The 25251-nt window shown below is 52.3% G+C and carries 22 protein-coding genes; 18 read left to right on the top strand and 4 right to left on the bottom strand.

Translation table 11 applies throughout. The annotated features are described in order from the left end of the window. Positions 1–120 precede the first annotated feature (120 nt). Both F456_RS0110785 and F456_RS22345 read left to right on the top strand, forming a co-directional pair. On the top strand, positions 121–1344 hold the full coding sequence (locus F456_RS0110785; protein WP_018977040.1) for an FAD-dependent oxidoreductase: 1224 nt from the start codon (positions 121–123) through the stop codon (positions 1342–1344). A 294-nt stretch (positions 1345–1638) separates the two neighbouring features. After that, positions 1639–2502, top strand: a complete 864-nt coding sequence (locus F456_RS22345) for a M15 family metallopeptidase (protein WP_051086730.1) — start codon at positions 1639–1641, stop codon at positions 2500–2502. A 73-nt stretch (positions 2503–2575) separates the two neighbouring features. Here the strand turns inward: F456_RS22345 and nadA are convergent, their stop codons facing one another. From nadA to nadB, 3 genes are read right to left on the bottom strand one after another with little or no spacing between them, the layout of a single operon-like run. After that, positions 2576–3682 carry a quinolinate synthase NadA gene (gene nadA, locus F456_RS0110795; protein ID WP_026293812.1) on the bottom strand — a complete coding sequence of 369 codons (1107 nt, stop codon included), beginning with the start codon at positions 3680–3682 and terminating at the stop codon, positions 2576–2578. An 8-nt stretch (positions 3683–3690) separates the two neighbouring features. Beyond that, positions 3691–4551: a carboxylating nicotinate-nucleotide diphosphorylase gene (gene nadC, locus F456_RS0110800; protein ID WP_018977042.1), complete on the bottom strand. Its 861-nt coding sequence runs from the start codon at positions 4549–4551 to the stop codon at positions 3691–3693. Next, positions 4533–6137, bottom strand: coding sequence for an L-aspartate oxidase (nadB, locus tag F456_RS0110805; RefSeq protein WP_018977043.1), 1605 nt, complete (start codon positions 6135–6137; stop codon positions 4533–4535). Before nadB ends, nadC begins: the two co-directional genes overlap by 19 nt. Before the next feature lie 135 nt (positions 6138–6272). On the opposite strand from nadB, the gene F456_RS0110810 reads away from it, so the two are divergent. The 6 genes from F456_RS0110810 to F456_RS24785 all read left to right on the top strand — a co-directional run bounded on the left by F456_RS0110810 (position 6273) and on the right by F456_RS24785 (position 11212). Next, positions 6273–7460 carry an IscS subfamily cysteine desulfurase gene (locus tag F456_RS0110810; RefSeq protein WP_018977044.1) on the top strand — a complete coding sequence of 396 codons (1188 nt, stop codon included), beginning with the start codon at positions 6273–6275 and terminating at the stop codon, positions 7458–7460. Between the two features lie 6 nt (positions 7461–7466). Continuing rightward, complete coding sequence (locus F456_RS0110815; RefSeq protein WP_018977045.1) at positions 7467–7997, top strand: transcription repressor NadR; 531 nt, start codon at positions 7467–7469, stop codon at positions 7995–7997. A 153-nt stretch (positions 7998–8150) separates the two neighbouring features. Then, complete coding sequence (locus F456_RS0110820) at positions 8151–9170, top strand: Gfo/Idh/MocA family protein (protein WP_018977046.1); 1020 nt, start codon at positions 8151–8153, stop codon at positions 9168–9170. A 224-nt stretch (positions 9171–9394) separates the two neighbouring features. Then, positions 9395–10471: a hypothetical protein gene (locus tag F456_RS0110825; protein WP_018977047.1), complete on the top strand. Its 1077-nt coding sequence runs from the start codon at positions 9395–9397 to the stop codon at positions 10469–10471. A 315-nt stretch (positions 10472–10786) separates the two neighbouring features. Beyond that, positions 10787–10921 carry a hypothetical protein gene (locus F456_RS25005; protein ID WP_018977048.1) on the top strand — a complete coding sequence of 45 codons (135 nt, stop codon included), beginning with the start codon at positions 10787–10789 and terminating at the stop codon, positions 10919–10921. Positions 10922–11056: 135 nt separating this feature from the next. Beyond that, positions 11057–11212, top strand: coding sequence for a hypothetical protein (locus F456_RS24785; RefSeq protein ID WP_244878756.1), 156 nt, complete (start codon positions 11057–11059; stop codon positions 11210–11212). A 223-nt stretch (positions 11213–11435) separates the two neighbouring features. Here the strand turns inward: F456_RS24785 and F456_RS0110840 are convergent, their stop codons facing one another. Beyond that, positions 11436–11651: a hypothetical protein gene (locus F456_RS0110840; protein ID WP_157060065.1), complete on the bottom strand. Its 216-nt coding sequence runs from the start codon at positions 11649–11651 to the stop codon at positions 11436–11438. A 343-nt stretch (positions 11652–11994) separates the two neighbouring features. Between F456_RS0110840 and F456_RS0110845 the strand changes: the two genes are divergently transcribed. The 10 genes from F456_RS0110845 (at position 11995) to F456_RS0110895 (ending at position 25221) form a co-directional block, all read left to right on the top strand. Then, positions 11995–13494, top strand: coding sequence for a malate:quinone oxidoreductase (locus tag F456_RS0110845; RefSeq protein WP_018977051.1), 1500 nt, complete (start codon positions 11995–11997; stop codon positions 13492–13494). 416 nt (positions 13495–13910) lie between these two features. After that, a complete protein-coding gene (locus F456_RS0110855) occupies positions 13911–14450 on the top strand; it encodes an RNA polymerase sigma factor (protein ID WP_018977053.1) in 540 nt (179 codons plus the stop codon). Continuing rightward, positions 14431–15579 (top strand): DUF4179 domain-containing protein, encoded by a 1149-nt coding sequence (locus F456_RS0110860; RefSeq protein WP_018977054.1) that lies wholly within the window; start codon positions 14431–14433, stop codon positions 15577–15579. Before F456_RS0110855 ends, F456_RS0110860 begins: the two co-directional genes overlap by 20 nt. 259 nt (positions 15580–15838) lie before the next feature. Next, positions 15839–17041 carry an MFS transporter gene (locus F456_RS0110865; protein ID WP_018977055.1) on the top strand — a complete coding sequence of 401 codons (1203 nt, stop codon included), beginning with the start codon at positions 15839–15841 and terminating at the stop codon, positions 17039–17041. Positions 17042–17063: 22 nt separating this feature from the next. Further along, complete coding sequence (locus F456_RS0110870) at positions 17064–17642, top strand: TetR/AcrR family transcriptional regulator (protein ID WP_018977056.1); 579 nt, start codon at positions 17064–17066, stop codon at positions 17640–17642. A 169-nt stretch (positions 17643–17811) separates the two neighbouring features. Beyond that, a complete protein-coding gene (locus F456_RS0110875) occupies positions 17812–18894 on the top strand; it encodes a hypothetical protein (RefSeq protein ID WP_018977057.1) in 1083 nt (360 codons plus the stop codon). A gap of 91 nt (positions 18895–18985) precedes the next feature. After that, positions 18986–20050: a threonine aldolase family protein gene (locus F456_RS0110880; protein WP_018977058.1), complete on the top strand. Its 1065-nt coding sequence runs from the start codon at positions 18986–18988 to the stop codon at positions 20048–20050. Between the two features lie 441 nt (positions 20051–20491). Continuing rightward, positions 20492–22879 carry a phosphoketolase family protein gene (locus F456_RS0110885; RefSeq protein ID WP_018977059.1) on the top strand — a complete coding sequence of 796 codons (2388 nt, stop codon included), beginning with the start codon at positions 20492–20494 and terminating at the stop codon, positions 22877–22879. Positions 22880–23133: 254 nt separating this feature from the next. Next, positions 23134–23793 (top strand): hypothetical protein, encoded by a 660-nt coding sequence (locus tag F456_RS0110890; RefSeq protein ID WP_018977060.1) that lies wholly within the window; start codon positions 23134–23136, stop codon positions 23791–23793. Between the two features lie 138 nt (positions 23794–23931). Further along, positions 23932–25221, top strand: a complete 1290-nt coding sequence (locus tag F456_RS0110895) for an MFS transporter (protein ID WP_018977061.1) — start codon at positions 23932–23934, stop codon at positions 25219–25221. Positions 25222–25251: the final 30 nt, after the last annotated feature.

Below are 25251 nucleotides of genomic sequence, written 5' to 3' on the forward strand. Positions count from 1 at the left end.
GAGCCGCATAGAGGCGAATTAAGCAGGAACCGCATAATCGGTCGGCAATCGAAGTTTGACTGAAGACTATAAGGGCTATGAGAGACAGAGTCTTGGGCTGCCAAGGGAGGCGACAAGGAGATGAACGATTCTTTTATCGTGTTGGGCGGAGGAATTGTCGGACTATCATGCGCGCTGGAACTGCGGCTGCGCGGAGGAGATGTGACGCTGCTGGAGAGCGGTGTCTGCGGCGGCCAGGCCTCAGGGGCCGCAGCCGGGATGCTGGCGCCATATTCGGAAAACCCGGAGTCGCCGGATGAGTTTTTCCACTTGTGCCGGGAGAGCCTGGGGCTCTATCCGGAATGGCAGCGGCGTGTCCGGGAAATGTCGGACAAGGACTTCGAGTATACAGAGTGCGGCAGTCTGTACGCTGCTTACCATGAAGCGGATCTGCTGGCGCTGGAAGGCCGGCTGGATTGGCAGAGGCAGCATGGATCGAGCGGCAAGATTCTGCGCGGAGCAGAGTTGTTCAAGGCGGAGCCAGGGCTGTCGAGTTCGGTTGTAGCGGCGCTGTGGACGCCGGAAGAGAGTCATGTTTATGCGCCTGACTTTGTCGAAGCGCTCAAGACGGCCTGTCTGAAGGCCGGCGTCGTGATCCGCGAACGGCTGGGCGCTGTGGAGCCGGTAGAATGGGAACAAGGCATTGAGGTTTGGTCGGCGGAATACGGTATCGAGGTACGCCTGACAGAGTCCGGCAGCGATATGCAGTCGGCGGATCACAGCGGCGAAGTGCCGTCGGTAAAATCCGGTCACGGCGTGTTTCGCGCCGATCGACTGGTCGTCTGTACGGGGGCTTGGGCCGGCGGGCTGTCAGACCTGCTCGGTCTTCGCCTTCCCGTGCAGCCGATCCGCGGACAGATCTGTGCATACGAATGGCGCGAAGAGCGTACGCCGGTCAAGCATATGGTGTTCTGCAGTCAAGGATATCTGGTACAGAAAACAAACGGGACTCTGGTCTGCGGCGCATCTGAAGATGTCGCAGGCTTTGATACAAGCGTAACCGAGCGCGGGATCTCGCGCCTGCTGCGCTGGAACAAGCGGCTGCTGCCCGCGCTGGAGCAGGCGGAGCCGTTCCACCGCTGGGCCGGACTGCGCCCGGCGACGCTCGACGGCCGCCCGCTAATCGGGCGGCTGGAACGCGCGGAACGGGTGATCTTCGCGGTGGGACACTACCGCAACGGCATTCTGCTCAGCCCTGTCACCGCGAAGCTGGTGGCCGACTGCGCGGAAGGCCGTTCGCCGCAGCCGTGGCAGCAGGCGTTCCGGCCTGAACGGTTCGGTATGCCTGCGGCAAGCTTGCGATAGACGTACGCTTGCCAACGGAGCTGTATAAGGTGCTGGAGATCGGTCGCTCAGCTTTCTGAACCGTGCTTGATGCTGCAGCGTTCTAACGGAACGTCATTCCGTTAGAACGCTTTTTGACATATTCAAAAACATTAAAGGTTCTTGCAGGTCCGCTTTGTTGTGTTGGACTGAAGTGAATTTCCTTCGGGAAAATCTAACCATTTTCATACTTAAGAAAAATTTAACTTTGCCTCGCTTTTTCTTAAACGGCTTCTTCTATACTTGGAGAAGAGAGCGATGGGGAGGAAGAACGGAATGAAAAGCGGGATGAAGAGATGGGGAGTTATAACGGTAATCGTCGCGCTTCTGGTTGCAGCGGCTGTCTTTAAACTGGCGGATCAGAGGAGCGTACTCGGCGATCATTACGAATTGGCGGATGGCTTAATTCAGGAGATCGCCCTGCGCAACAGCAGAGAGGCTCTCCGGGTGACGGAAGAAGAGCGGTATGAAGGCGATCTGCTGCTCGTAAACAGCGATTACCCGGCACGTCCGCAGGGAACGAAGCCTGATATCGTCGAGCTGTTTGGGCATCCCGAGCTGACAGGCCGGGCAGCTCTGCTGGACAGCAGCATTCGTCTGTCACGGAGTGTGGCATTGAAATTCGTTGTGATGCTCGATGCGGCCGCAGCCGACGGAGTCGAGCATTTTCTGATCAGCAGCGGTTATCGAGATCAGGCGGAACAGGGCCAGCTGTATAAGGAGAAAGGTGCGGATTACGCGCTGCCGCCCGGACGGAGCGAGCATCAACTGGGACTGGCGCTGGACGTAGGTTCGACGGAAGGCAAAATGGGCGAAGCCGACGAAGGCAAATGGCTGGAGGAGAATGCGGCAAGATACGGATTCGTGCTGCGCTATCCTGCCGACAAGACAGAAATCACGGGTATTTCGTTCGAACCCTGGCATTTTCGCTACGTCGGTCTGCCGCACAGTGTGCTGATGAAAAAAACAATATGGTACTGGAAGAGTATGTGGAGCTGTTGGAGGAGAAAAAGGCGATCTCGACTACCGTCGGCGGCCGCAAATACGAGGTCTGCTATTATGGACCGGATGAACAGTCGAAGCTTAAAATACCTAAAAACCGCGATTACTCCCTCTCGGGCGATAATCGCGGCGGTCTGATCCTCACGGTTTATCCGTGAGGTTATTTGCATTTGAACAGCTCCAAATTCGAAGCGGCTCAGATATTCAATATTCAAATATGCTGGAACATTCGCTCCAGCGCGGCTCTGGCATCTTCGGTGATATGTGCGGGAACTTTGATAATTCCGGTCGGTTCGCCGCGATCGATGCATTCTAGCGACCAGAGCAGATACGGAAGATCGATCCGGTTCATGGTCAAGCATGGGCACAGATCCGGATTAAGCGAGACGATATGCTGGTCCGGATGATTGGCCGCAAGGCGGCGGACCAGGTTCATCTCGGTGCCGACGGCCCATTTGCTGCCCGCAGGCGCTTCTTTGATTCGGTCGATGATATATTTGGTAGAACCTGCATCGTCCGCCGCGATCACGACATCGTGGGTACATTCGGGATGCACAATCACGCGGATTTCAGGGTCCTGCCGTTTCATCTCCTCGATCTGTCCGGTCGTGAATTTCTCGTGTACGGAGCAGTGGCCTTTCCACAGGATGATCCGGATTTCTTCAGGATCTCTATCAGTGAGCAGGCGCTGCGCGTAAGGGTCCCATACGGCCATCTCGTCCAGCGGAATGCCGAGCTCGTAAGCGGTATTGCGTCCCAAATGCTGATCGGGCAGGAACAGAATCCGTTTGCGCTGCTTCAACGCCCAGGCAATGACTTGACGGGCATTGGACGACGTAACGGTAGCGCCGCCGTGGCGCCCGACAAAAGCTTTGATTTCGGCTGTCGAATTGACGTACGTCAGCGGCAGAATCGTGTCGCCGACCATTTCGGTAAGCAGGCGCCAGGCCGCATCGGTCTGGGCCATATTTGCCATGTCCGCCATTGAGCATCCTGCCCGCTGGTCGGGCAGGATGACGTGCTGGTGCTCTTGGGTCAAGATGTCACAGGTCTCAGCCATAAAGTGCACACCGCAGAATACGATATGACGCGCTTTAGTGTTCTCGGCCGCCAGTCGTGCGAGCTCCAGCGAGTCTCCCGTCACATCGGCAAATTGAATGACCTCATCGCGCTGATAATGGTGTCCCGGAATCAGCAGTTCGTCGCCGTATTTCTTTTTGATTTCCCTAACCCGGTGTTCCATTTCTGCAGTCGGAATCCCGCGGTATGTATCGGGCATCAATTGATATTGAGGCATTAATTCATTGAATATAGACATAGGGCCTCCTACCTTTCCGATTTTTGTCCGCGTTTGGAGTCGGGGACAATATCCATGCTGATGTCCAGGCTGCCGGCCGAATGGGTCAGAAAGCCGAGCGAGATATAATGGACGCCCGTGCCTCTGTATGCCGGCAGGGTATGCATATCGATTCCGCCGGAAGCTTCCGTGATGATCGAAGGCGGCGTCATTTCCGCAAATCGTCTGACCGTGTCGGGATCGCAGTTGTCGAACATAATAATGTCTGCGCCTGCGGCAATCGCTTCCTGCAGCTGATCTTCGTCTTCGATCTCGACTTCAATCTTGACCATATGCCCATTCCGCGCCCGGGCTTTGGCGACGGCTGCCGCAATGGAGCCTTCCGCCGCGATATGATTGTCTTTGATCATGATTCCGTCATACAGGCCGAAACGATGATTGTACCCTCCGCCTGCCGTTACTGCGTATTTTTCCAGCATACGCAGACCCGGTGTCGTTTTGCGGGTGTCGCAGATGCGAATCGAAGGATCGTTCAACACTTCGATTGCCCGCCGGGTCGCCGTAGCAATGCCCGACATTCGCTGCAGCAGATTAAGCACGACCCGTTCTCCCGTCAGCAGGTTCAACGGCTTGCCCGTAAGGGCAGCGATGGTTTCGCCCGGAGCGAGTGATTCTCCATCTTTTTTGAGCAGGGAGACTCTAATGTCCGCGTCCAGCAGGGCAAAGGCTTCGGAAATGACGTCGACACCAGCTAGGATGCCATCCTGTTTGGCATAGATGATGGCCTGCTGCGGGCCCGAATCCGAGATAAGCTGCGCGCTCAGATCGCCGCTTCCGATATCCTCCATATAAAAGTGTTCCAGCATTTTTCTTAAAGCGATACGCTGCATTCGTTCATTGTCCTTTCTGCGGCCACGATAGGAGCGGCTGTATTCGTATGGGTGATCGTTCGGCCCGACCATTGAGAGTCGAGCGGTACCGGATAATCTGCGCGATAATGCGCCCCCCGGCTTTCCGTCCGCAGCTGTGCGGAAGTGACGACCAACTGCGCAAGCTTCCACAGATGGGATAGTTCCGCTTGTTCACGGGTAAGCTGCGACAGCGGAACAGGGTCGGTCTTCAAATTCCGCAGCCACTGTGCCAGCTGGCGCAGCCCTTGGGCATGGCGAACGATCGAAGCATGCAGGCTCATCTGCTGCTGAAGCTCGGCGAGCGTAACCTGCGGAACTTCGAAAAATGCTCGATTTGCAGAAGGGGGAGTGTCCAAAAGTTTCGGATCTGCCGTTTCCATTTGCGTTCTCGAATGCTGCCGCATGACATACTGGAAGCTGTGCTGCGCCGCTCTTCGTCCCAACACCAGCGCTTCAAGCAGCGAATTGCTGGCCAGACGGTTCGCGCCATGAAGACCTGTGCAGGCTGCTTCTCCGATCGCATACAAGCCGGGAAGCCTGCTGCTCCCCGATCCGTCGACTTTGATGCCGCCCATCATAAAATGCATGCCCGGCACGACAGGGATTTTCCCATCGGTCCAGTGAATGCCCGCTTTTTCTAAAATGCCGGTTATCGTCGGGAAACGTTCGCTAAAATGCTTGCAGCCGCGAATATCCAGATGAACGTCGTGGCCGTTCTGCATTTGTTCGTGAATGGCTCGGGCGACGACATCGCGCGGAGCCAAGTCGCCCAGCGGATGTTTTCCTTCCATAATCCGCAGACCTTGTTCATTCCGCAGCACTCCGCCTTCTCCCCGCACCGCTTCAGAGATTAACCCATAGGTTGTGCCATTTTTCACCAACATGGTCGGATGAAACTGCATAAATTCAAGATCGCATAATTCGGCTCCCGCCTCGTAAGCCAGCATCAGACCGTCTCCCGTTATACTGGAGTCCCCGGTATGGTGAGCGTAGAGGCTCCCGCAGCCGCCGCTTGCGATAACGACCGCGTCTGCGCGGAACTCGGTCAACTGCCCTTCTTGCAAAGCCAGTACTCCAGTGCATCGGCCCTCTTCCACAATCAGCTGCAGTACGGTCGCATGCTCTATGATCGAGGCGCGGCCTGAAGTTCGATCAAGCAGGTACTCCATCAATATGCGGCCTGTAGCATCTCCGCCTGCATGGAAAATTCGATTGAACGAATGTGCGCCTTCAAGGCCGAGCGAAATACGCTGCTGCGCATCCCGATCAAAGGGGAATCCTTCGCTGGCCAATTGATTGATCAGCGCACTGCCTTCCGCAAGTATCTCATTGACGAGAACGGGATCATTATGACCGTCTCCTGCCATCAGCGTATCCCGGACATGGTAATCCACGGAATCTTCCGGCAGACGGACGGCGGCAATGCCTCCCTGGGCAAGCATGGAATTTCCGCTTCGAACAGAAGCTTTGGTGAGGAGCTGCACTTGGCAGCCATCAGGGAGAGAGGCGATCAGCGAGAGGGCTGCCGCTCCGGCTCCGATAATCAATACGGATGGTTGGGACAAGGTGATCCACTCTCTTCTTTATTTTGTTTACATGTAAAGTTACAGGTGTCTTGACACCTATATTTACATAAACATAAACTAAACTCAAGTCCATTTGCATAAATCGCTGGATTTATGACGGAAGAGGGGTTTGGAATGATTTATTTGGATTATGCAGCTTCTTCGCCTATGTGCGAAGAAGCTTTACAGACGTTGATGACAATGAGCCGCGACGTCTATGCGAATGCAAGCAGTTTGCATGACGGGGGCGGGCGAGCATCACATATTGTGGAACAAAGCCGGGAATTCATCGCCGGATTGATCGATGGGCAAAAAGACGGGCTGTTCTTCACGAGCGGCGGTACGGAGTCGAACATACTGGCGATTCAGTCGCTGGCGAGAGGACTGCCTATGGAACGCAGACATATTCTGACCTCCGTGCTGGAGCATCACTCGGTCAAACTTGCAGTTTCGGAACTGGTCTCCCTTGGCTATGAAGTGGATTATATTTGTCCGGATGCATCAGGACGAATCACGCCCCAGCAGATCGAGCCGCTGCTGCGGCCGGACACCGGCTTGGTATCGATACAGCATGCCAATTCGGAGACGGGATTGGTGCAGGATATATCGATGATTGGCACATTTCTGCACGAGCGCGGCATTTTGCTGCATACGGATGCTGTTCAGACTTTTGGGAAAATCAGATTTTCCGCTCGTGATCTTGGTGCGGATGCAATATCGATCTCGGCGCATAAAGTGCAGGGACCCAAAGGAGTCGGCGCAGTCTACATCCGCCCCGGCATTCCGTTCGTTTCGGCGCATCCCGGAGCTTTGCATGAACGCGGCTTCCGACCGGGAACGGTCAACGTGCCGTCTATTGCCGCTTTTGCCGCTGCCGCTGTCCATACCTGTGGGCGGCTGGAACAGACAGCGAATCATTACCGCCTGCTCAGGCAGCGTTTGAAAGAACGGTTCCGCGCCTGCGGTCTGTCTGCTTATTTGGTTACCGACCGGCTGCCGGGCAGCGAATCTAACGAATCTAACGAATCCAATAAAGTTAATGTTCTGCCCCATATCGCAGGCTGCGCCGGCTTGGGATACGAAGGCCAATATGTTATGCTGGAATGCAATCGAAAGAGCATTTGTATCTCCACAGGAAGCGCATGTTCCTCCGGGCAGCATGCGGTTCCCGAGACGCTGGTCGCGCTGGGATTGTCGGAAAGGGAAGGCCATTCGTTTTTCCGGATTTCTTTCGGTCCCGAGACGACCATGCAGCATGTGGACCTTCTCGTTCAGGCTCTGCATGAATTGGAGCAAACCAAAAAAGAAGGGAGTTTCTTATAAATCCCTATGGAAGATATCAAATTGACAGGTGAACAGCGGCGCGAAAAGCTGCTGGAATGGCTCAAGCAGTCTTCTCCGATTACCGGCAGTGAGCTTGCCAAAAGAGCTTCCGTGTCCAGACAAGTCATCGTTCAAGACATGACGCTGCTCAAAGCCAGAAATCACGCCATACTGGCTACAAGCCAAGGATACATTTTCCTGACACCTACCGATGAACCGAAAGCCCGAAGAATCGTAGCCTGCAGGCACGATCCTTCCCGAACGGAGGAGGAACTGCTTCTGCTCGTGGATTATGGAGTCAGTGTCGACGACGTCATTATCGAGCATCCGGTCTATGGAGAATTGACAGCCTTGATTCGCGTGAGCACGCGGAGCGAAGTGTTTGAGTTTATCGAGAGAATCAATTCGACGGGCGCTTCCTATTTGTCGGAATTGACGGACGGTATTCATTTACATACGATCTCCGCACCCGATGAGAGCCGAATCGAAAAAGCTTGTGCCGCATTGAAAGAAGCTGGGTTTTTGGTCGAGGACTAAAGCGTGTATGCAAACGCATCTGTCTGTTACAGCGGTGTGAAAATGGATTGAACGCTATCTTTTTCGGGGTGGATGGTTGGTCGTTATGCGATTATTTGCAGTCGGGGATCGTTCGTCATCCATCATTTATTGTTACGGGAGGACTTTGACTTTATGAGCAAAACCAAACTGGCCGTGATCGGCTTGGGCAATATGGGACGGCGGATGATTCACCGCTTGGTGCCGCAGTATGCGGACCGGGTAGAGCTGGTTGCGCTGTGTGACAGCAGCGAGGAGAATTTGCGAAGCGAGAGTGAAGCGGCAGGAGGCTCGGCCAAGCTGTACACCGATTACCGTACGCTGCTGGCGGAGACCGACGCGGATCTCGTCTATATCGCTGTCCCGCCGTCCATGCACTTCGACGCTGCGCGTCTTGCCTTCGAGCGGGGAATTCATGTCTTCTGCGAGAAGCCGCTGGCAAACAGCCTGGAAGAAGCCAGAGAGATGATGGAACTGGCGCAGCGGACAAACAGCCTGCTGAACATCGTCCACTTTTCTTTCCCGCTGGAAGCTCCGGTGTTGGAATTCCGGCGCCGGATCGCAAGGGGAGACGCCGGACAGATCCGTCAGATCGATCTGTATTTGGAGTTTCCTCAGTGGCCGCGGGCTTGGCAGCAGAACGACTGGATCTCGACGCGCCGCGAAGGCGGCTACCTGCTGGAAGTAGGAATCCATTGGATCCAGATGATCCAGCAGACGTTCGGTCCGATTGTCGCGGTGAAGAGCGAGATCGAATTCCCGGAAGACGAAAGCCTGTGCGAGAAGACGGTCCGGGGAATTCTGCGGCTGGAAAACGGGCTGGAGATCCAGGTATTCGGCACCGACCGCCGTATTGGTGACGAGCGGGTCTCACTTGTGGTGCAGGGTTCCGCAGGTACCCTAGCGCTGGAGAACTGGGGCAATCTGTTCGCCGGTTCAGCCGGGGAAGAGCCGCAGCCGATCGAAGTCTCGGAAGAAAATGGCGAACTGCCGATCTTCAAGCAGGTGCTGAATCTGCTGAACGGCGAACCGGGCACGGCATACGATTTCCGCGATGGCTATAACGCACAGGTTGTGCTGGAAGCACTGCGCAATCCGGCGGAAGGCGGCGGGTTTACGGAGCTGACCGGGCGGTTGATCAATGAGCTTGCGTAGCCGAGGGCTGTGCGGCGGCGGTTCATAGATTTGCTTGAGAGGTGCTTGATCCGCGGATAGTAGGTAGGCAAGGAACGTTCGAAGAGGCTTCGGTTAAACCGAAAGCCTCTTTTTATAGGGGATTTTGATTTGAAATATGCCTGCGGATGTTTTAGATGTGTAGAACCCTTTAGGAGCTATTTATAATTTTTAAAGTTAGGAAGGAAATAAAGAGGAAATAGCAAATGTTTAAGTACCAACTAAACAGAGGAGTTGTGAAATTGCTTGCTAAATTAGCTTCATCCATTAAACTGGTTTTGAATAAAACAAATTCTATTTTAAATAAAAATTTCATAGTCTGGATTCCTTTCCTCTTATGTACATCAGTCTTTTTATTTTCGTCAGGGAAAACAGAGAAAACTATAGCACTAGCTTTTCTGGGTGTTATTTTGCTTTTTAATATCCTTAATAATAAATGGTTAAAGAAAGATAAATTTATTGTCGGCATAGTTGCTTTATTAACTTTGGTTTCTTGCTTCTATATCGAATTTTCATATTTTGTGATTTCTTTAATTTTAATCTCTATACTTTCTTTTAAAGTATTCAACAAATTAGGAATTAGCTTTGAAAACTTTTTTGTGGAAAAAGGCATGCCTGAGTTGATGGCTATACTGTTTAAATTTTTCATCTGGTCGATTGGTTTTTTTATTTATCTTTTTCTATACGGGATTTTTCTGATTAAATATTTAGAAATATATCCGGAAAATAACTTGTCTAAAGCTTTGTTAGCACAACCTATGGAAAGCGTAATCAATTTTTGGGGAATGACTGTTTTTTCTTTAATTGTAGCTGGTTTCATCATTGATTTCTTAATCAGATTTGTAATGAAAAATGTGTCCATTTTAAATATAAGAAGCATGACAAAAAATAGACTCTACGAGTTTGTTTTAAAGTTAGCAGTGATCATTGTTTTCGTAGATATTTCATATTCACTTTTATATTTTTCATTTTCAAATATAGCCACCTTAGAGTCTAGAAATCAAAATAATCTAATAACGAATTATTTTGTTAATCTTCGCTACATAGTAGAAACATTTTATTACGCATTTTGCTTGCATTTTGCTGTACCTATGCCCGAAACAACTTTGATTGAGAAGTTAGATACATTAGTAAAGAATACACCACACCTTTTGGTTATTCAGTTCTTTCACTTTTGTATGAATAAAATTGTAGACATAACCATTCTGGCGTATAGCGCTACAACAATCTTTAAAATTTTTAATTCCAAAGAAGAGATTCATACTTCTGATCCAAAAATATAAGTATAAAATATCGTGATTTATAACTGTAAAAATAAATTAAGTGAAAAGGAGATGATTCTATCTCCTTCCACCCTACCTATAATGCTGCTTCAGACGTACAGCATCCGCGAAAAGGCCGCGGCCTCGCCGCGGTTGAATGGGATAGACCGTCATGGTGCTAGTCTACAAAAGTACGGATCTGGAAGAATGGGAATGCCCATATGTTGTGTTCGAAGTTCTCGACGGCGTCTAGGCGCATCCGCAGCGTGGCACTGGAAGTGCACAAGTACGGCGGCTGCCACTATCTATTCGTAAGCTGCATAACGAAGGCGGAATTTGGATGGCACGCTGTACCTCGGTGAGGGAGTCTACTGCCACGAGTGGATTCAGACGCTGAACGGCACGATCGAAGCGGTGCAGTTGACGAAAGATCTGTCGTCGGCAACCTTGGAACCAATCGTGCTGCTTTAGGATTCGGCCGCTCCGTGACTGGTTGGAACTAACAGCAAGACCGAAGAATCGAGGGATCACTTCACGCCCGCCGGTGATCCTGTTATTTACGTCACGGATGACTGTCAGCTGCATCGAACATCGGACGGCAGCCTGGTGATGCTCTGGTCGAGCTACAAAGAAGACAGCTACGTGCAGACGATTGCCCGTTCGACCAGCAGCCGACTTGAACGGCCATGGGAGCAGCTTGACCCGCTCGTTAAGGAAGATAGCGTTCATGGCATGCTGTTCCGTACATTCGACGGATATTGAATGCTGATCCTGCATCGACCGTTCAAGATACCGGATTCACGGGGGTATCTGTACCAGATGGAAGATACGGGAGATCGCTTCCAAGTCATCAACTGAACTAGAATGCAGTGCGCTTAATCGTAAAGCGCAACACAAAAAACCGGGTGCGGTACGGCGTACTTCCGCTTTATCGCGCCCGGTTGTCTTTTTCATACAGCTCAACTCGGCCGTAAGGCAGGTTCGATCATTTCCTTTTGCCGCGGCTTCGCTTGAGGTTGACCGGCTCGCTGCCCTGCGGACGCCGATCTACTCGGAGCCACAGAATACCGCTAACCAGCGCATATAGGCCTACGAAGAGAACGAAAATCCCCGCCAGCAGATTGTCCAACATCATGATTCCCGTAACGAACATGATCGCAGCCAGCAAAAAGCGGATCAAGGAACGTTTATATTTCATCAAAATTGATTTACCTCCTTTGAAATTAAATGATTTCTGTTACGGGAAAAAAGGCAAAGGGTTTCAGGCGCGGCAAATCACAGTAAATTCGAAGTTTGGGCGGCTTTTGTAAATGGTGTACAATGGAAAAAGAAAATGTATCTTTTTTTCCGGCATCTATACCTCTAAGGAAATAGGAATTGAATGGATTTTAGTTTATAGTAAAGATAGACAATATACAGACACAGATTGTTCCGGAGTGGAGCCTTACTTCTTGTAGCACCCATGCAGGCGAGCCTGCCGTTTGACGCAGACCGCGTACCCGCCTGTTCTCTTTTGCCAATATACGAGATAAGGAAGGTTTTATATGAGCAGCGTACAGAAAAAAACAGACGTAATCTTAATCGGGGCCGGGGTCATGAGTGCGACACTGGGAACCTTGTTGAAAGAGCTGGCGCCGGAGTGGGAAATCAAAGCGTTTGAGAAATTGGCAAGCGCAGGCGAAGAAAGCTCCAACGAATGGAACAATGCAGGCACGGGCCATGCGGCACTGTGCGAACTGAATTACACGACGGAAAAAGCGGACGGCTCGGTCGATATTACGAAAGCCGTCAATATTAACGAGCAGTTCCAGCTGTCCCGGCAGTTCTGGGCGAATCTGGTCCGACGCGGCCTGATCTCGAATCCGCGCGAATTTATTCGGCCGATTCCGCATATGAGCTGGGTGACGGGCGAGAAAAATGTGGAATTTTTAAGCAATCGATTTAAAGCGCTGTCACAGAACCCGCTGTTCCAGGGCATGGAATACTCCGAAGACAAGAGCAAACTGCGGGAGTGGATTCCGCTGATGATGGAAGGCCGCGACACCAATGAGCCGGTAGCCGCGACCAAGATCGATTCCGGCACAGACGTTAACTTTGGCGCGCTGACCCGGCTGCTGTTCGATCACCTCAAGACCAAGGACGTTGAAGTCCAGTACCGCCACAGCATCAAGGATATCAAGCGTGCAAGTGACGGCGGTTGGCAGGTCAAAGTTCAGAATCTCGACAATAACAAAATCGAGTATCATCATGCGCGTTTCGTCTTTATCGGAGCGGGCGGAGGCAGTCTGCCTCTGCTGCAGAAGACGGGTATTCCGGAATCCAAGCACATCGGCGGATTCCCGGTCAGCGGATTGTTCATGGTCTGCAAAAATCCGGAGATTGCCGAGAAACATCATGCGAAAGTCTATGGCAAAGCCAAGCTGGGCGCGCCGCCGATGTCTGTTCCCCATCTGGACACCCGCTATATCGACGGCAAGAAGGCGCTGCTGTTCGGTCCGTTTGCAGGCTTTACGCCGAAATTCCTGAAGACCGGATCGAACATGGATTTGATCGGTTCCGTCAAGCCAAGCAACCTGTTCACGATGCTGGCAGCCGGAGCGAAGGAGATGGGTCTGACCAAGTATCTCGTGCAGCAGGTCATGCTCTCCAACGCCCAGCGGATCAGCGAACTGCGGGAGTTCATTCCCGAAGTAAAAGACGAGGACTGGGAAGTTGTAACGGCCGGCCAGCGTGTACAGGTTATCAAGGACACGCCGCAGGGCAAGGGAACGCTGCAGTTTGGCACGGAAGTCGTCAGCGCCGCCGACGGCTCCATCGCCGCGCTGCTGGGAGCTTCGCCGGGCGCTTCCACCGCTGTGCACGTTATGCTCGAAGTCATGCAGCGCTGCTTCCCGCAGCACATGCCGGAATGGGAGCCGAAGATCAAGGAAATGATTCCTTCTTACGGGCAGCTGCTGTCGAACAATCCGGAGCTGTTTGAGCAGCTCTTCGATGACACAGCGGAAGCGCTGGAGCTGGAGAAGATTGCGGCTGTGCGGAGCTGACGTCAACATTCTGTGCCAATATTGAAACGGATGTATAGCAAGTAAGTGAAAAGAAACTTTTCGAAATTCTGCCTTGATCGGCGGATTCATTTCATCAAGAAAGGCGGCCGGAGACTTCCGGCCGCTTTTTTTGTCTTGCAGGCTTTTTCAATATCCCTTATTCCTCTAACCTTTCAGGTGATATAAGCGGACGCAGCGACTGATCGTAAAATGTTTAAGTTCAAGCCGTCGTTTGTAATATCAAGAAATACAGTGACTCTTCTTGTGTTACTTTATCCGCAGCTGCTGCATCCAATCCATGTAGACCTCAAAAAAAAGAAAGAAACCGCGGAAGCAGCTCAGGTTTTCCACGAGAGGAAGGATACGATGAATACCGCAAACGTAGGCAGTCAGCTGAGAGAAAGCCGTTGGACACTATGGATATAGAACAACTGGCCAAAGAGGCCCAAGAAGGCAATACCGAAGCTTTTTTGAAATTGATCGAGTCATGGAAAGGCCCGATGTACCGAACCGCGAGGACAATTTTGGGAAGCGACACAGACTGTGCCGATGCCCTGCAGGAAACCATACTGAAAGCGTATCGTTCGATTGGAACACTGCGAGAATCGAATTTTTTCAAAACGTGGCTGTACCGGATTTTGATCAACGAATGCAATACCATTTTGCGCAAAAAGAGACGGTTATCGCTGCCTGGAACCGTACCGGAAGTGATTGGAGGCGAAGAAGATTATCGAGTTGTCGAGCTGAGGGAAGCTGTCGATCGGCTTAAAGAGCCGCTGCGTCTAACAGTCGTTCTCGTATACATGGAAGATATGAAAATCGCTGAGGCGGCGCGTATATTGGGGGTCAGCGAAGGGACAGTCAAGATGAGACTCAAGCGAAGCCGGATACAGCTGCGTAAGTGGTTGGAGCCGATGACAGACGGGGAGGAACGTTATGAAGCGGCCAAACAATGAACACAAGACGAGTATGCGTGATCCGGAAAAAGAAAATTTGAAAATTACACGCGATCCGATGACGTCGCTTCGGCAGACAGACCTGATCGAACTGCCGGCAGCAGTCGAGACCCGGATTGAGGATACGTTTCGGATAATCCGAAGTGGAGAAGCGAGCGAAAAAACGAATAAAGAAAGCGAATCGACCAATCGAAACCGCGGCCGAATGTCGAGACTACGCCGCAGCGCGGCTATTACTGCGGCGAGTGTGCTGCTGCTGGGAGCCGGCCTGACAGGAATCGGCTTTGCTTCGCCGTCGTTTGCTAAGGCGATGCAGTCCGTGCCCATTCTGGGAGGTATTTTCTCGATGTATGGCGATCATGGACTGCAAACTGCTGAAGAAGAAGGATTCGTTCAGCCTTCTGAGCTGACTGAGACGATCGGAGATCTTACTGTTGGAGTGAGAAACGTCGTATTCGACGGCACGCGCATCGCACTGGAAGTTTTTCGCGAAGGCGAAGGACCGCTGTATAATGACGGCGATCCCAACCATCCTGAGCACGGCATATTTGAGAACGTTTCGGCTTTTTATGGACAGCAATCTTTGAATCCGAGCTATCGGGCTGCAGGAGATGGCACGGTGCTCATGACTATGGATTATGCGTTAGGAGAGGCGCTGCCGGACAAATTTGAGTTATCGCTGTCACTGGAATTGGCAGGAGTGGACCAACCGTTCGAGTTTGAAGTTCCGGTCGAATCCAATACTCCAAAAATCGTGATTGAACAACCTCAAATGCCGAAGGAACTCATTGAACGAGGGATCTTCGTCGACCGTGTAATTGTCACGCCGGTTACGACTCAGGTGGTGTTCCATCTGCGACCGAGAGCTGAAGATACGAAAGGAACTTTCGTGCACGCCGACGACATTGAAATGAGCAATATCATGCATGACGAACTAGGTAGCGAATACCGTTCGCTTTCGGGTATGGGCGAGCCTGAAAGCGAAGCCGGAAGCAAACAATATTATCAGTTCGAGCCGGTAAACACTCAGGCTCGAACGTTGAAGCTCGGATTTGATATGCCTGGCGAGCAGGATGGTAAGCCCTATACACACATTGAGATGGAAGTCTTGATTCCGTCAGATTCTTAACCTTAACAATAGCGAAGTCCTCGAAGCCATTGGCTTCGAGGGCTTTTCTGTTTGGCATATTCTTTTTTCGAATATTCCTGTAAGACTGACTATTAAGAGATTTAGACTGACTAAAGTCATACTAAAATAAAATTAAATATTAATTATAGCGTCAATCAATGTCAATGTTAGATTTTTAATCAAAATACATATTTACATTCTGACTATAGTCAGATAAAATTCGATTCATGTCAAATTCAATTACTTGTTGGAGGTTAAGATGAATACGAATGTTTTGAAGGTCCCGGCTGCCCGGTTATGGACCGGATCTTTTATTTTTATCATGGTGGCGAATGCGCTGCTGTTCATGGTGTTCGAAATGATGCTGCCAACGCTGCCGCTGTTCGTTTCCCGCTTGGGCGGAGGAGCTGCACAGGTCGGGCTGGTTACCGGAATCTTCATGTTTTCTGCGATTCTGATTCGTCCATTTGCGGCCAGACTGGCTTCGAAGATCGACAAAAAATACTTGTTGATGATCGGTCTGGCGATCTGTGCGCTGATGACGGGTGCTTACTACCTGTCGACCGGAGTCGGCACGCTGCTGCTGCTGCGTCTGCTCCACGGTGCCGGATTTGGTCTGGCAACAACGTATTTTGCAACGCTGGCGGCTGAAAATATTCCGAAAGAGCGCCGAGGTGAAGGAATGGGCTACTTCGGTGTAGGCGAGACGGTAGCGGTGTCGGTTGGTCCGCTGATCGGTATTGCGATCTTGACCCGGTATGATTTCCACAACCTATTCTTCGGCGGGGCCGCGGTCCTGCTGCTGGCATTGGTCATGACAGTCTTTATCTCGCGTAAACCGCAGGCAGGACACCATTCCGCTCCAGATGCCCATGTTCCGATTAAGCTGATCGAGCGTAAAGTGCTTTTCCCGTCGTTCCTGATTCTGCTTGTCGGTATCGCGGCGGGTTCGATCATGTCGTTTATTGCGCTCTATGCCGTGGAGAAAGGTTTTGCAGCGGTCGCCTGGTTCTTCTTCATCGTTGCGGCAGCCAGCTTCGTTGTTCGACTTGTATCCGGCAAAATGTTCGATAAGCTGGGACCGGGTTCTGTACTTGTACCTTCCGCCGTTCTAATGATCGCCGGTATCTGGATGTTAACCCTGTCCGGCAGCGAAACGACGTTTCTGCTATCGGCCGTCCTGTACGGACTCGGATTCGGAGCCGTATTCCCGGCCATTCAGACCTGGTGTGTCAATCTGGTCGAAGAGCATGAGCACGAGAACGCAATGGCTTCATTCTTCAACTTCTTCGACCTTGGTATTGGTGGTGGTGCCATGATTCTGGGTATGGTCGCCTCGGCGTTTTCTTATGAAGTGGTGTATAATATCGCTATCGCGGTGATGATCGTATACCTGCTGCTGTATGCGGGATATGCGATTCGTACCGGTAAAAAGAAGGTTGAGCTCTCGCAAAAAGTTTAGCTCAGCATCCGGAGGATTGTTCGTGAGCAGAGAATCAATCAAGGAAGCGGCGGTGAAGCTGTTTAACCGCCACGGTTATGAAGGCACGAAGATGGTGCAGATCGCCGAGGAAGCGGGCATTCGCAAGCAGTCGCTGGCTTACCATTTCAGCAGCAAGAAGGATCTGCTGAAGGAACTTTATCGGGAAATTGTCGAAGAAGAGATCGAATTTGTGCGCGGTTACTTTGGCGAAGATAAGGCCGCTTCCTGGGAAGGTCATTTATACGGATTTCTAGTGGAGCATAAAAATCGGTTTTTGACGAGTCCGAATGTGCACCTCATGTTCGTTCTGTCGTTTACGACGCCGGTCGAAGTACACGATTTCGTAATCGCTGAGTATCGGCGCTACTTGACCGTGTTGAAAGAGGAGCTGACGGCACTATTTACTGGGGCGAAAGTCGGTACTTTTCCTCCGGAGGAATGCATGGTCACGTTTATGACAATGCTCGATGGACTTGATGTGCAGTTGGTATATGAGACGCGCCAAGCTTACGAGCAAACGCTGGCGATCGTATGGAAAGTGTTCCTGGCAGGGATTGGACACTCTGTGAACGGGCAGTAAATGCAGCGTACGCGCTGGGAAGCGGCAGCCTTTAACAAAGGCTGCCGCTTTTTGGTACGCCGTTCACTGTTTCAAATGCTCGCTTCAGGTCTGTTATTGTACATATATGGATATATGCATACAGACATATGCAGCGCAGCGGATTTCAACTGCAGAAAGGAGCCTTTCCATGATCACTGCCGTTTCAATTTTCATTCTCCTGCTTACCGCCGCGCTTGCGCTGACTGTCACTCTGCCCAAAGTTACCACGGTGTCTGGCGCAAGCGTTATGGCGTTCGCGATTTTCACACAGGGAGTCCTGGTACATGCTGCAGGAAAAGGCTCGGCGGGCACAAAAACGCTTGCCGCTCTGACGCTGCTGCTCTGGCTGTTCCTGCTGGCCGCTTATGTGGGTTCGGTCCGAGACGGAAGCTTCAAGGAGCGTCATTGGGACGATCCGTTGGGGCGCTTCGCAATCGGAACGTGGGTAGCCGGCACGTCGTCCGCGCTGACGGCAGCGCATGTGAATTTTCCTGAGCTTCATGCTGTGCTTGTGCCGCTTGGGATCTTAAACGCGGGCCTACTGATTTTCTACTTGTTCGCAGCGTCGCTGGCAGCTGGAGAAATTGCCGCTCGGCGGCTGCATTTCAAGCTGAACGGTATTATTCTGCTAACAGTTGTTGCCATTCAGTCAGTATGCCTGATGCTGCACGAGTTGTTCGGAACGACAGAGTACATGATGTACCGTGTCCTGGTACTGCTGGGGCTTCTGTTCTATCTCGCCGGATTGACGCTGCTGATCCTTCGTTACCGCCGCAGAGATTGGAAGCTGACGGATGATTGGCCGGAAACGAACTGTACGCTGCATGGATCGATTGCCATTACGGGAGCCGCCGCGCTGAAATCTTTCGTGTTTCCGGACGGGGTGCTGCTTGGCATCTGGATCTTCACACTGCTGATGCTGCTGCTCGTTGAAGGAATGGAGATTGTCCGGGCCGTCCTGCGCATTCGCAAGTACGGATGGGTGAGGAGAATCGGCGTATATGCTCCGGCGCAGTGGTCGAGGCTGTTTACGCTTGGTATGTTTTATTTCTTCACCCAGCAGGCGCAGCGCATCTTTCCTCAGGATGCATCATCAACGCTTAGTGTCCTTCGTGAGTGGATACTATACGGTGGAGCGTGGATTATCATTTTTCTTATTTCCATAGAAACACTGCTTTGGATGCTTAGGTTTCAGAAACGATCGTCCGCCCATAGGGAACAAGAGACTTAAAAATTTTCGCATAAATATACAAATTCCGTTTCGAAGAGAGTATGATGGAGTCATCGGATATTGAACTATACAGAAAATGGAGAGATGACCCATGACCCGATTCGAATGCGATTATACCCAAGGCGCGCACCCGCGTATTATGCAGCGTCTGCTGGAAACGAACTTGGAACAGACAAGCGGCTACGGCACCGACGAATATTGCGAGCGGGCACGCGGCTTGATCCGCCAAGCATGCGGGGCAGAACGTGCAGATGTCCATTTCCTTGTCGGAGGTACGCAGACCAACACGACCGTAATTGCGGCGCTGCTGCGTCCGCATCAGGGCGTGCTGTCGGCGGATACCGGACATATTGCCGGACATGAGACCGGAGCGATCGAATCGACCGGGCACAAAGTGCTGGCGCTGCCGAATACAGACGGGAAAATTACGGCGGAGCAGGTACGAGAAGCTTACGAATCGCACTGGAACGATGCTGCGAACGAGCATACGGTGCAGCCGGGAATGGTCTATATTTCGCAGTCTACGGAAAACGGGACAGTCTACAGCCTTGCTGAACTGGAAGCGCTGAGCGAAGTCTGCCGCGAGTGCGCGCTGCCGCTGTTCGTCGACGGCGCGCGTCTGGGCTATGCGCTGGCGGCCGAAGGCAGCGACGTGACGCTGGCTGATCTGGCACGGCTGACCGACGTGTTCTACATTGGAGGAACCAAGCTGGGAGCGCTGATGGGCGAAGCGGTCGTCATTATGAACGAGCCGTTGAAGCGGGACTTCCGCTATCTGATCAAGCAGCGCGGTGGCCTGCTGGCCAAAGGCCGTCTGCTCGGCATCCAATTTGAGACGCTGTTTGAAGATGGACTCTACTTCGAGATTTCGCAGAATGCGATTACTCTCGCAATGAAAATGCGGCGCGGGCTGGAGAATCTGGGGCTGGGCTTCCTACACAACTCGCCGACCAACCAGCAGTTCCCGATTCTCCCGAACACTCTAATCGAACGGCTGCGCGAGAAGCATACGTTCTCGACTTGGGCCAAGATCGACGCCAACTCTACCGCAGTACGCTTCTGCACCAGCTGGGGCACGACGGATGCCGAAGTCGACGAGCTGCTCGAAGATATCGCGGCAATGATGCCGACCGAAGATCGCCAAGCGGTGCTGTAGGGAGAGCCGGGAAGCGAAGCGGCGGAATTCGGTAGGGAAAAATTCGGCAGAAATAGAAAAGAAAAAGAGAGACGGTTATCAGCCCTCTCTTCAATGAGTCGAGAAAGTCTGATTCAAAGCGAAGCGTATGTGCGAAGAGGGGAATTCAGTGGAGGAACGATAGTGTTCGCCTTTGAAATCGGGAAAATCCCACTAACATTTGATCTCTTTTCCCGATTTCAACACGCGACCGGAACGAATTTCCCTCGCAGCCTTTGGGCTTCTATAACGAATAGGATTTTCTCGACAACCAGAGAGACGGCCATAAACCGTCTCTCTTTTTCCATTTATATGCAAAATTCCGGTAAACCGTTCCAGCGTTCGGGTAAGAACCCCTGTAGGGCAATCGCGAGACAGAGACGGCGATTCAATCCCCATCCGTCAAGGAGGAGTGAGAGAACCATGAAACCGCAAACTGTACAAACCGATTACTCGTCGCCCCTTTACTTGAACAAGCTGGATGCTTACTGGCGTGCCGCAAATTACCTGTCGGTCGGACAGATTTATCTGAAAGACAATCCGCTGTTGAGAAGACCGCTGGAGGATGAAGACGTCAAAATCCATCCGATCGGTCACTGGGGAACCGTTCCCGGACAGAACTTTATCTACGCGCATTTGAACCGTGTTATTCAAAAATACGACTTAAATATGTTCTATATCGAAGGCCCCGGTCATGGCGGTCAGGTCATGGTGTCGAACGCCTATCTGGACGGCAGCTACACCGAAATTTATCCTGAGGTCACTCAGGACGAGCGGGGTATGCAGCGGCTGTTCAAGCAGTTCTCGTTTCCCGGCGGGGTTGCTTCCCATGCTGCGCCGGAAACGCCGGGATCGATCCACGAGGGCGGCGAGCTCGGCTATTCGCTGTCGCACGGCATCGGCACGATTCTCGACAATCCGGATCTTATCGCGGCGGTCGTGATCGGGGATGGAGAAGCGGAGACAGGGCCGCTTGCGGCTTCCTGGTTCTCGAACCGGTTTATCAATCCGATCAGCGATGGAGCGGTACTGCCGATCGTCCACGTGAACGGGTTCAAGATCAGCAATCCGACAATGTTCGGCCGGCAGAGCGATGAAGAGTTGGAGCATTATTTCCGTGGACTCGGCTGGGAGCCTATATTCATCGAAGGCGATGATCCGGCAGTGATGCATACGAAAATGGCGGAGACGCTGGATTCGGCAGTTGAGCGGATCAAGGATATCCAGCGTCATGCCCGTGATAACAACGATCCGTCTCGTCCGATGTGGCCGGTACTCATTTTCCGTACGCCAAAAGGCTGGACAGGCCCGGAAAAGTGGGACGGCCAGACGATTGAAGGCTCGTTCCGCGCCCACCAAGTGCCGATTCCGGCCGACCGGCATCATATGCAGTACACACCTGCGCTGACAGAATGGATGAACAGCTATCGTCCGCAGGAACTTTTTGACGAGCAGGGCCGCTTGAAGCCGGAAATATCGGACATTCTGCCTAAGGGAGAGCGGCGCATGGCGATGAACCCGGTGACCAATGCCGGTAAGATTGTTAAAGATCTAAAATTGCCAGAACTCGCCGATTACGCCGTGAAGATCGACAAACCGGGTGCGCAGGACGATCAAGACATGCATGTGCTCGGCGAATACGTTCGCGACGTGATGAAGCTGAATGAAGAGAATCGTAACTTCCGCATTTTCGGTCCTGATGAGACGATGTCCAACCGTTTATCGCCAGTGTTCGAAGTGACGAAGCGGCAGTGGGTAGCGAAGATCGACGAAGTGAACGACGAATATATGGCACATTACGGACGGGTGATCGATTCGCAGCTGTCCGAGCATCAGGCGGAAGGCATGCTGGAAGGTTATGTGCTGAGTGGGCGCCATGGCTTCTTCGCCAGCTATGAAGCTTTCCTGAGAGTTGTTGATTCGATGATTACCCAGCATTTCAAATGGATGAGAAAAGCGTCTGATCAGGCTTGGAGAGCGGATATTCCATCTCTGAATCTGATCAGCTCGTCGACGGTGTTCCAGCAGGACCACAACGGCTACACCCACCAAGATCCCGGCATCCTGACCCATCTGGCGGACAAAAAAGCCGAGTTTATCCGCGAGTACCTGCCGGCCGACGCCAATACGCTGCTGGCCGTGTTCGGTAAGATCATGAATGATCGCCAGCGGATCAACCTTGTCATCTCGTCCAAGCATCCGCGTCCGCAGTGGTTCAGCATGGAGGAAGCGGCGGAGCTGGTGGAGCAGGGCGTCAAAATCGTCGATTGGGCGAGCACCGCAAAAAATGGCGAAGAGCCAGACATCGTCATTGCGTCTTCCGGCACGGAACCGACAGTCGAGGCGCTGGCGGCGATCCAGATTCTGCATCAGCAGCTGCCAGAACTCAAGATCCGCTGCGTCAATGCGGTCGATCTGCTGCGCCTGCGCCATCACAAGCGGGACCCGAGAGGACTGACAGACGAAGCGTTCAACGCCATTTTCACCATGGACAAACCGATTGTCTATGCGTTCCACGGCTATGAAGGGCTGCTAAAAGATCTGTTCTTCGACCATGCCAATCGTAATCTTCATGTGCACGGCTACCGGGAAAACGGCGACATCACCACTCCGTTCGATATGCGCGTGCTCAACGAAATGGACCGGTTCAGCATCGTCAAGACGGCGGTGCGCAGTCTGCCGAATTCAGAGCGCTACGCGGAGATTGTACGGGAGATGGACGCCATGCTGGGCAAGCATACACATTATGTCCGGACAGAAGGAACAGACCTTCCGGAGGTAGCGGATTGGCGCTGGGAAGGGTTAAAGTAAGCTGGAGCTATTGAGTAAAGGCTTGGATATGAAGTGGAAATTAATGGACATTGAGTAGCTAATAGTAAAAAACAGTAAGGAGAAGAACGCTTTGTAAAAGAAGCGTTCTTCTTTTTCGTATCTTTTGTAAAAGTCTGGAAAGGATTGAAAGGCTTGTGTTACGTTAAAATTAGGCAAGCTGCTGTCGATTCATGAGGAAAATCTTGCAGGGGGGATTCCGCAGTTGAAGACTTGTTTGGAAAGGGGCAGAGATTATGGTTTTGTTCGTTCTGCTGCTAAGTACTATGTTCTTCGCCCTTTTTATTCTGATCATCACTTCGGAGAGCATCGAGAATATGAGAAGAAAAAAGTACAAAGCGTATGAAAGGTTTGGCGCTTATCATATGGGCGGTCTGCCTGGGCTGCCCCGGATGAAAAGGCTTCAGCTGTTTATGAATGAGCATGTGCTGACGATCAAGCCTTGGCGTCAGCCGGCGCTGATGATTCCCGTGCGGAATATTGCTGAAGTGCGCTTGTTGGGGGCGAAAAGTCTGAACAGAGATAAGATCGATAATCTGTATACATGGCGGTGTCATTTCGGTGAAATGCCGTTGGGAAGCGATCTGGACCCAATTCGACAGTGGACGCGATTTCGAAGGCCGAAGTGGTACGTACTGCTTCATTACGTCTGGGAAGATGAAATGCGGGCAGTATGTTTCGGATTTGGCAATGGACAGGCGGACGAAAGGGAGCAGCAGCCGTTTTACCAATGTTACGAGGTGTTGGAAAGACATGCTGCGGATTATAGAAGGAGAGATCCGAAGGATGCGGTCGGAACGGTAAGTTTGCGAAAAAGGATTGTTCAAACTGCCGGGAAATCCGTTTGGCGGAAGGACCCTGAAAGCAACGGAATGACCAGCAGATGGGAGTCTTAGAATCACAAGCGGCGTTGTCATATTTTTTTGTCACCCACGTCTCATTCTGATCTTTTTCTGACCTATTTACACGGAAGCCGGAATAACGTATATTTCATCCATTCCGTCTATGGGTCCGGAAGAGAAAGGAAGGCTAATATGAACACAACGAATAGGATAGAGCGCGCCCAAGCGCTTATTCGTACTTATGCGGCATCGCCGGAGCAGCAGCAAAAATTATATCGGCGTACGCTGATCACCGTGATCCTCTCGCAGATTTTCGGCGGTGCGGGTCTTGCTGCCGGCATAACCGTCGGTGCGCTGATCGCGCAGGATATGCTGGGAACGGACAATTTCACAGGGGTTCCTACCGCTCTGTTTACACTGGGGTCGGCGGCAGCTGCGCTGCTGGTAGGCCGTTATTCGCAGCGATTCGGCCGACGAATGGGACTGGGTCTTGGATTTATCGTCGGTGGCATTGGAGCGATCGGAGTTGTGCTTGCGGCGATAAGCAGCAGCATTATCCTGCTGCTGATTTCCCTGCTGATTTACGGCGCAGGCAGCGCGACGAATCTGCAGGCCCGGTATGCCGGAACCGATCTTGCCGGTCCGAAGCAGCGTGCGACAGCCGCGAGCATGGCGATGGTCTTTACAACGATTGGCGCGGTTGCCGGTCCCAACCTCGTTGGAGTAACTGGTGATTTTGCAGAATCTATCGGTGTTCCCAGCTTGGCAGGGCCATTTATTTTGGCGGCAGTCGCTTATTTTCTGGCCGGTATCATTCTGCTGATTCTGCTTCGCCCCGACCCTCTGCTGGTCGCCAAAGAAGTAGCAAAGCAGGCTGTACAGAGCGGGACAGCTTCGGTCGGCACCGCTACAGCCGCCGATAGTCGAAGAGGGATTACGCTCGGCGCACTGGTGATGATCTTGACACAGATCGTGATGGTCGCGGTCATGACAATGACACCCGTACATATGAGACATCACGGTCACGGCCTGGAGGAAGTGGGATTGGTCATCGGTTTTCATGTCGGCGCCATGTATCTCCCATCTCTAATTACAGGCGTCCTTGTCGACAAGATCGGCCGGATTGCCATGGCAGCGGCTTCCGGCATTACCCTGCTTCTGGCAGGGATAACCGCCGCGCTGGCGCCTGCCGATTCGCTGTTTATGCTGATCGTCGCGCTGGTTCTGCTCGGTCTGGGCTGGAATTTCGGCCTGATCAGCGGAACGGCCATGATCGTGGATTCGACAACCGCGGCCAATCGGGCCAAAGTGCAGGGTTCGGTGGACGTGCTGATTGCACTCTCCGGTGCTTCCGGCGGTATGCTCTCCGGCATGGTCGTCGCCAATTCAAGTTATGCGACGCTCTCGTATGCAGGAGGTTTTATTGCACTGGCACTGGTTCCGTTTATGCTGTGGAAAGGACCTCGTCCTACAAAAGCTTGAACAATTTGTGCGACCGGCTCCTTGAGCCGG

The organism is Saccharibacillus kuerlensis DSM 22868 (assembly GCF_000378145.1).
Taxonomy (GTDB): Bacteria; Bacillota; Bacilli; order Paenibacillales; family Paenibacillaceae; genus Saccharibacillus; species Saccharibacillus kuerlensis.

Bases quoted from the DNA above. Each gene is read 5' to 3' on its own strand.
- F456_RS0110785 (WP_018977040.1), top strand. From the start codon at position 121: ATGAACGATTCTTTTATCGTGTTGGGCGGAGGAATTGTCGGACTATCA.
- F456_RS22345 (WP_051086730.1), top strand. From the start codon at position 1,639: ATGAAAAGCGGGATGAAGAGATGGGGAGTTATAACGGTAATCGTCGCG.
- nadA (WP_026293812.1), bottom strand. From the start codon at position 3,682: ATGTCTATATTCAATGAATTAATGCCTCAATATCAATTGATGCCCGAT.
- nadC (WP_018977042.1), bottom strand. From the start codon at position 4,551: ATGCAGCGTATCGCTTTAAGAAAAATGCTGGAACACTTTTATATGGAG.
- F456_RS0110810 (WP_018977044.1), top strand. From the start codon at position 6,273: ATGATTTATTTGGATTATGCAGCTTCTTCGCCTATGTGCGAAGAAGCT.
- F456_RS0110815 (WP_018977045.1), top strand. From the start codon at position 7,467: ATGGAAGATATCAAATTGACAGGTGAACAGCGGCGCGAAAAGCTGCTG.
- F456_RS0110820 (WP_018977046.1), top strand. From the start codon at position 8,151: ATGAGCAAAACCAAACTGGCCGTGATCGGCTTGGGCAATATGGGACGG.
- F456_RS0110825 (WP_018977047.1), top strand. From the start codon at position 9,395: ATGTTTAAGTACCAACTAAACAGAGGAGTTGTGAAATTGCTTGCTAAA.
- F456_RS0110845 (WP_018977051.1), top strand. From the start codon at position 11,995: ATGAGCAGCGTACAGAAAAAAACAGACGTAATCTTAATCGGGGCCGGG.
- F456_RS0110855 (WP_018977053.1), top strand. From the start codon at position 13,911: ATGGATATAGAACAACTGGCCAAAGAGGCCCAAGAAGGCAATACCGAA.
- F456_RS0110860 (WP_018977054.1), top strand. From the start codon at position 14,431: ATGAAGCGGCCAAACAATGAACACAAGACGAGTATGCGTGATCCGGAA.
- F456_RS0110865 (WP_018977055.1), top strand. From the start codon at position 15,839: ATGAATACGAATGTTTTGAAGGTCCCGGCTGCCCGGTTATGGACCGGA.
- F456_RS0110875 (WP_018977057.1), top strand. From the start codon at position 17,812: ATGATCACTGCCGTTTCAATTTTCATTCTCCTGCTTACCGCCGCGCTT.
- F456_RS0110880 (WP_018977058.1), top strand. From the start codon at position 18,986: ATGACCCGATTCGAATGCGATTATACCCAAGGCGCGCACCCGCGTATT.
- F456_RS0110885 (WP_018977059.1), top strand. From the start codon at position 20,492: ATGAAACCGCAAACTGTACAAACCGATTACTCGTCGCCCCTTTACTTG.
- F456_RS0110890 (WP_018977060.1), top strand. From the start codon at position 23,134: ATGGTTTTGTTCGTTCTGCTGCTAAGTACTATGTTCTTCGCCCTTTTT.
- F456_RS0110895 (WP_018977061.1), top strand. From the start codon at position 23,932: ATGAACACAACGAATAGGATAGAGCGCGCCCAAGCGCTTATTCGTACT.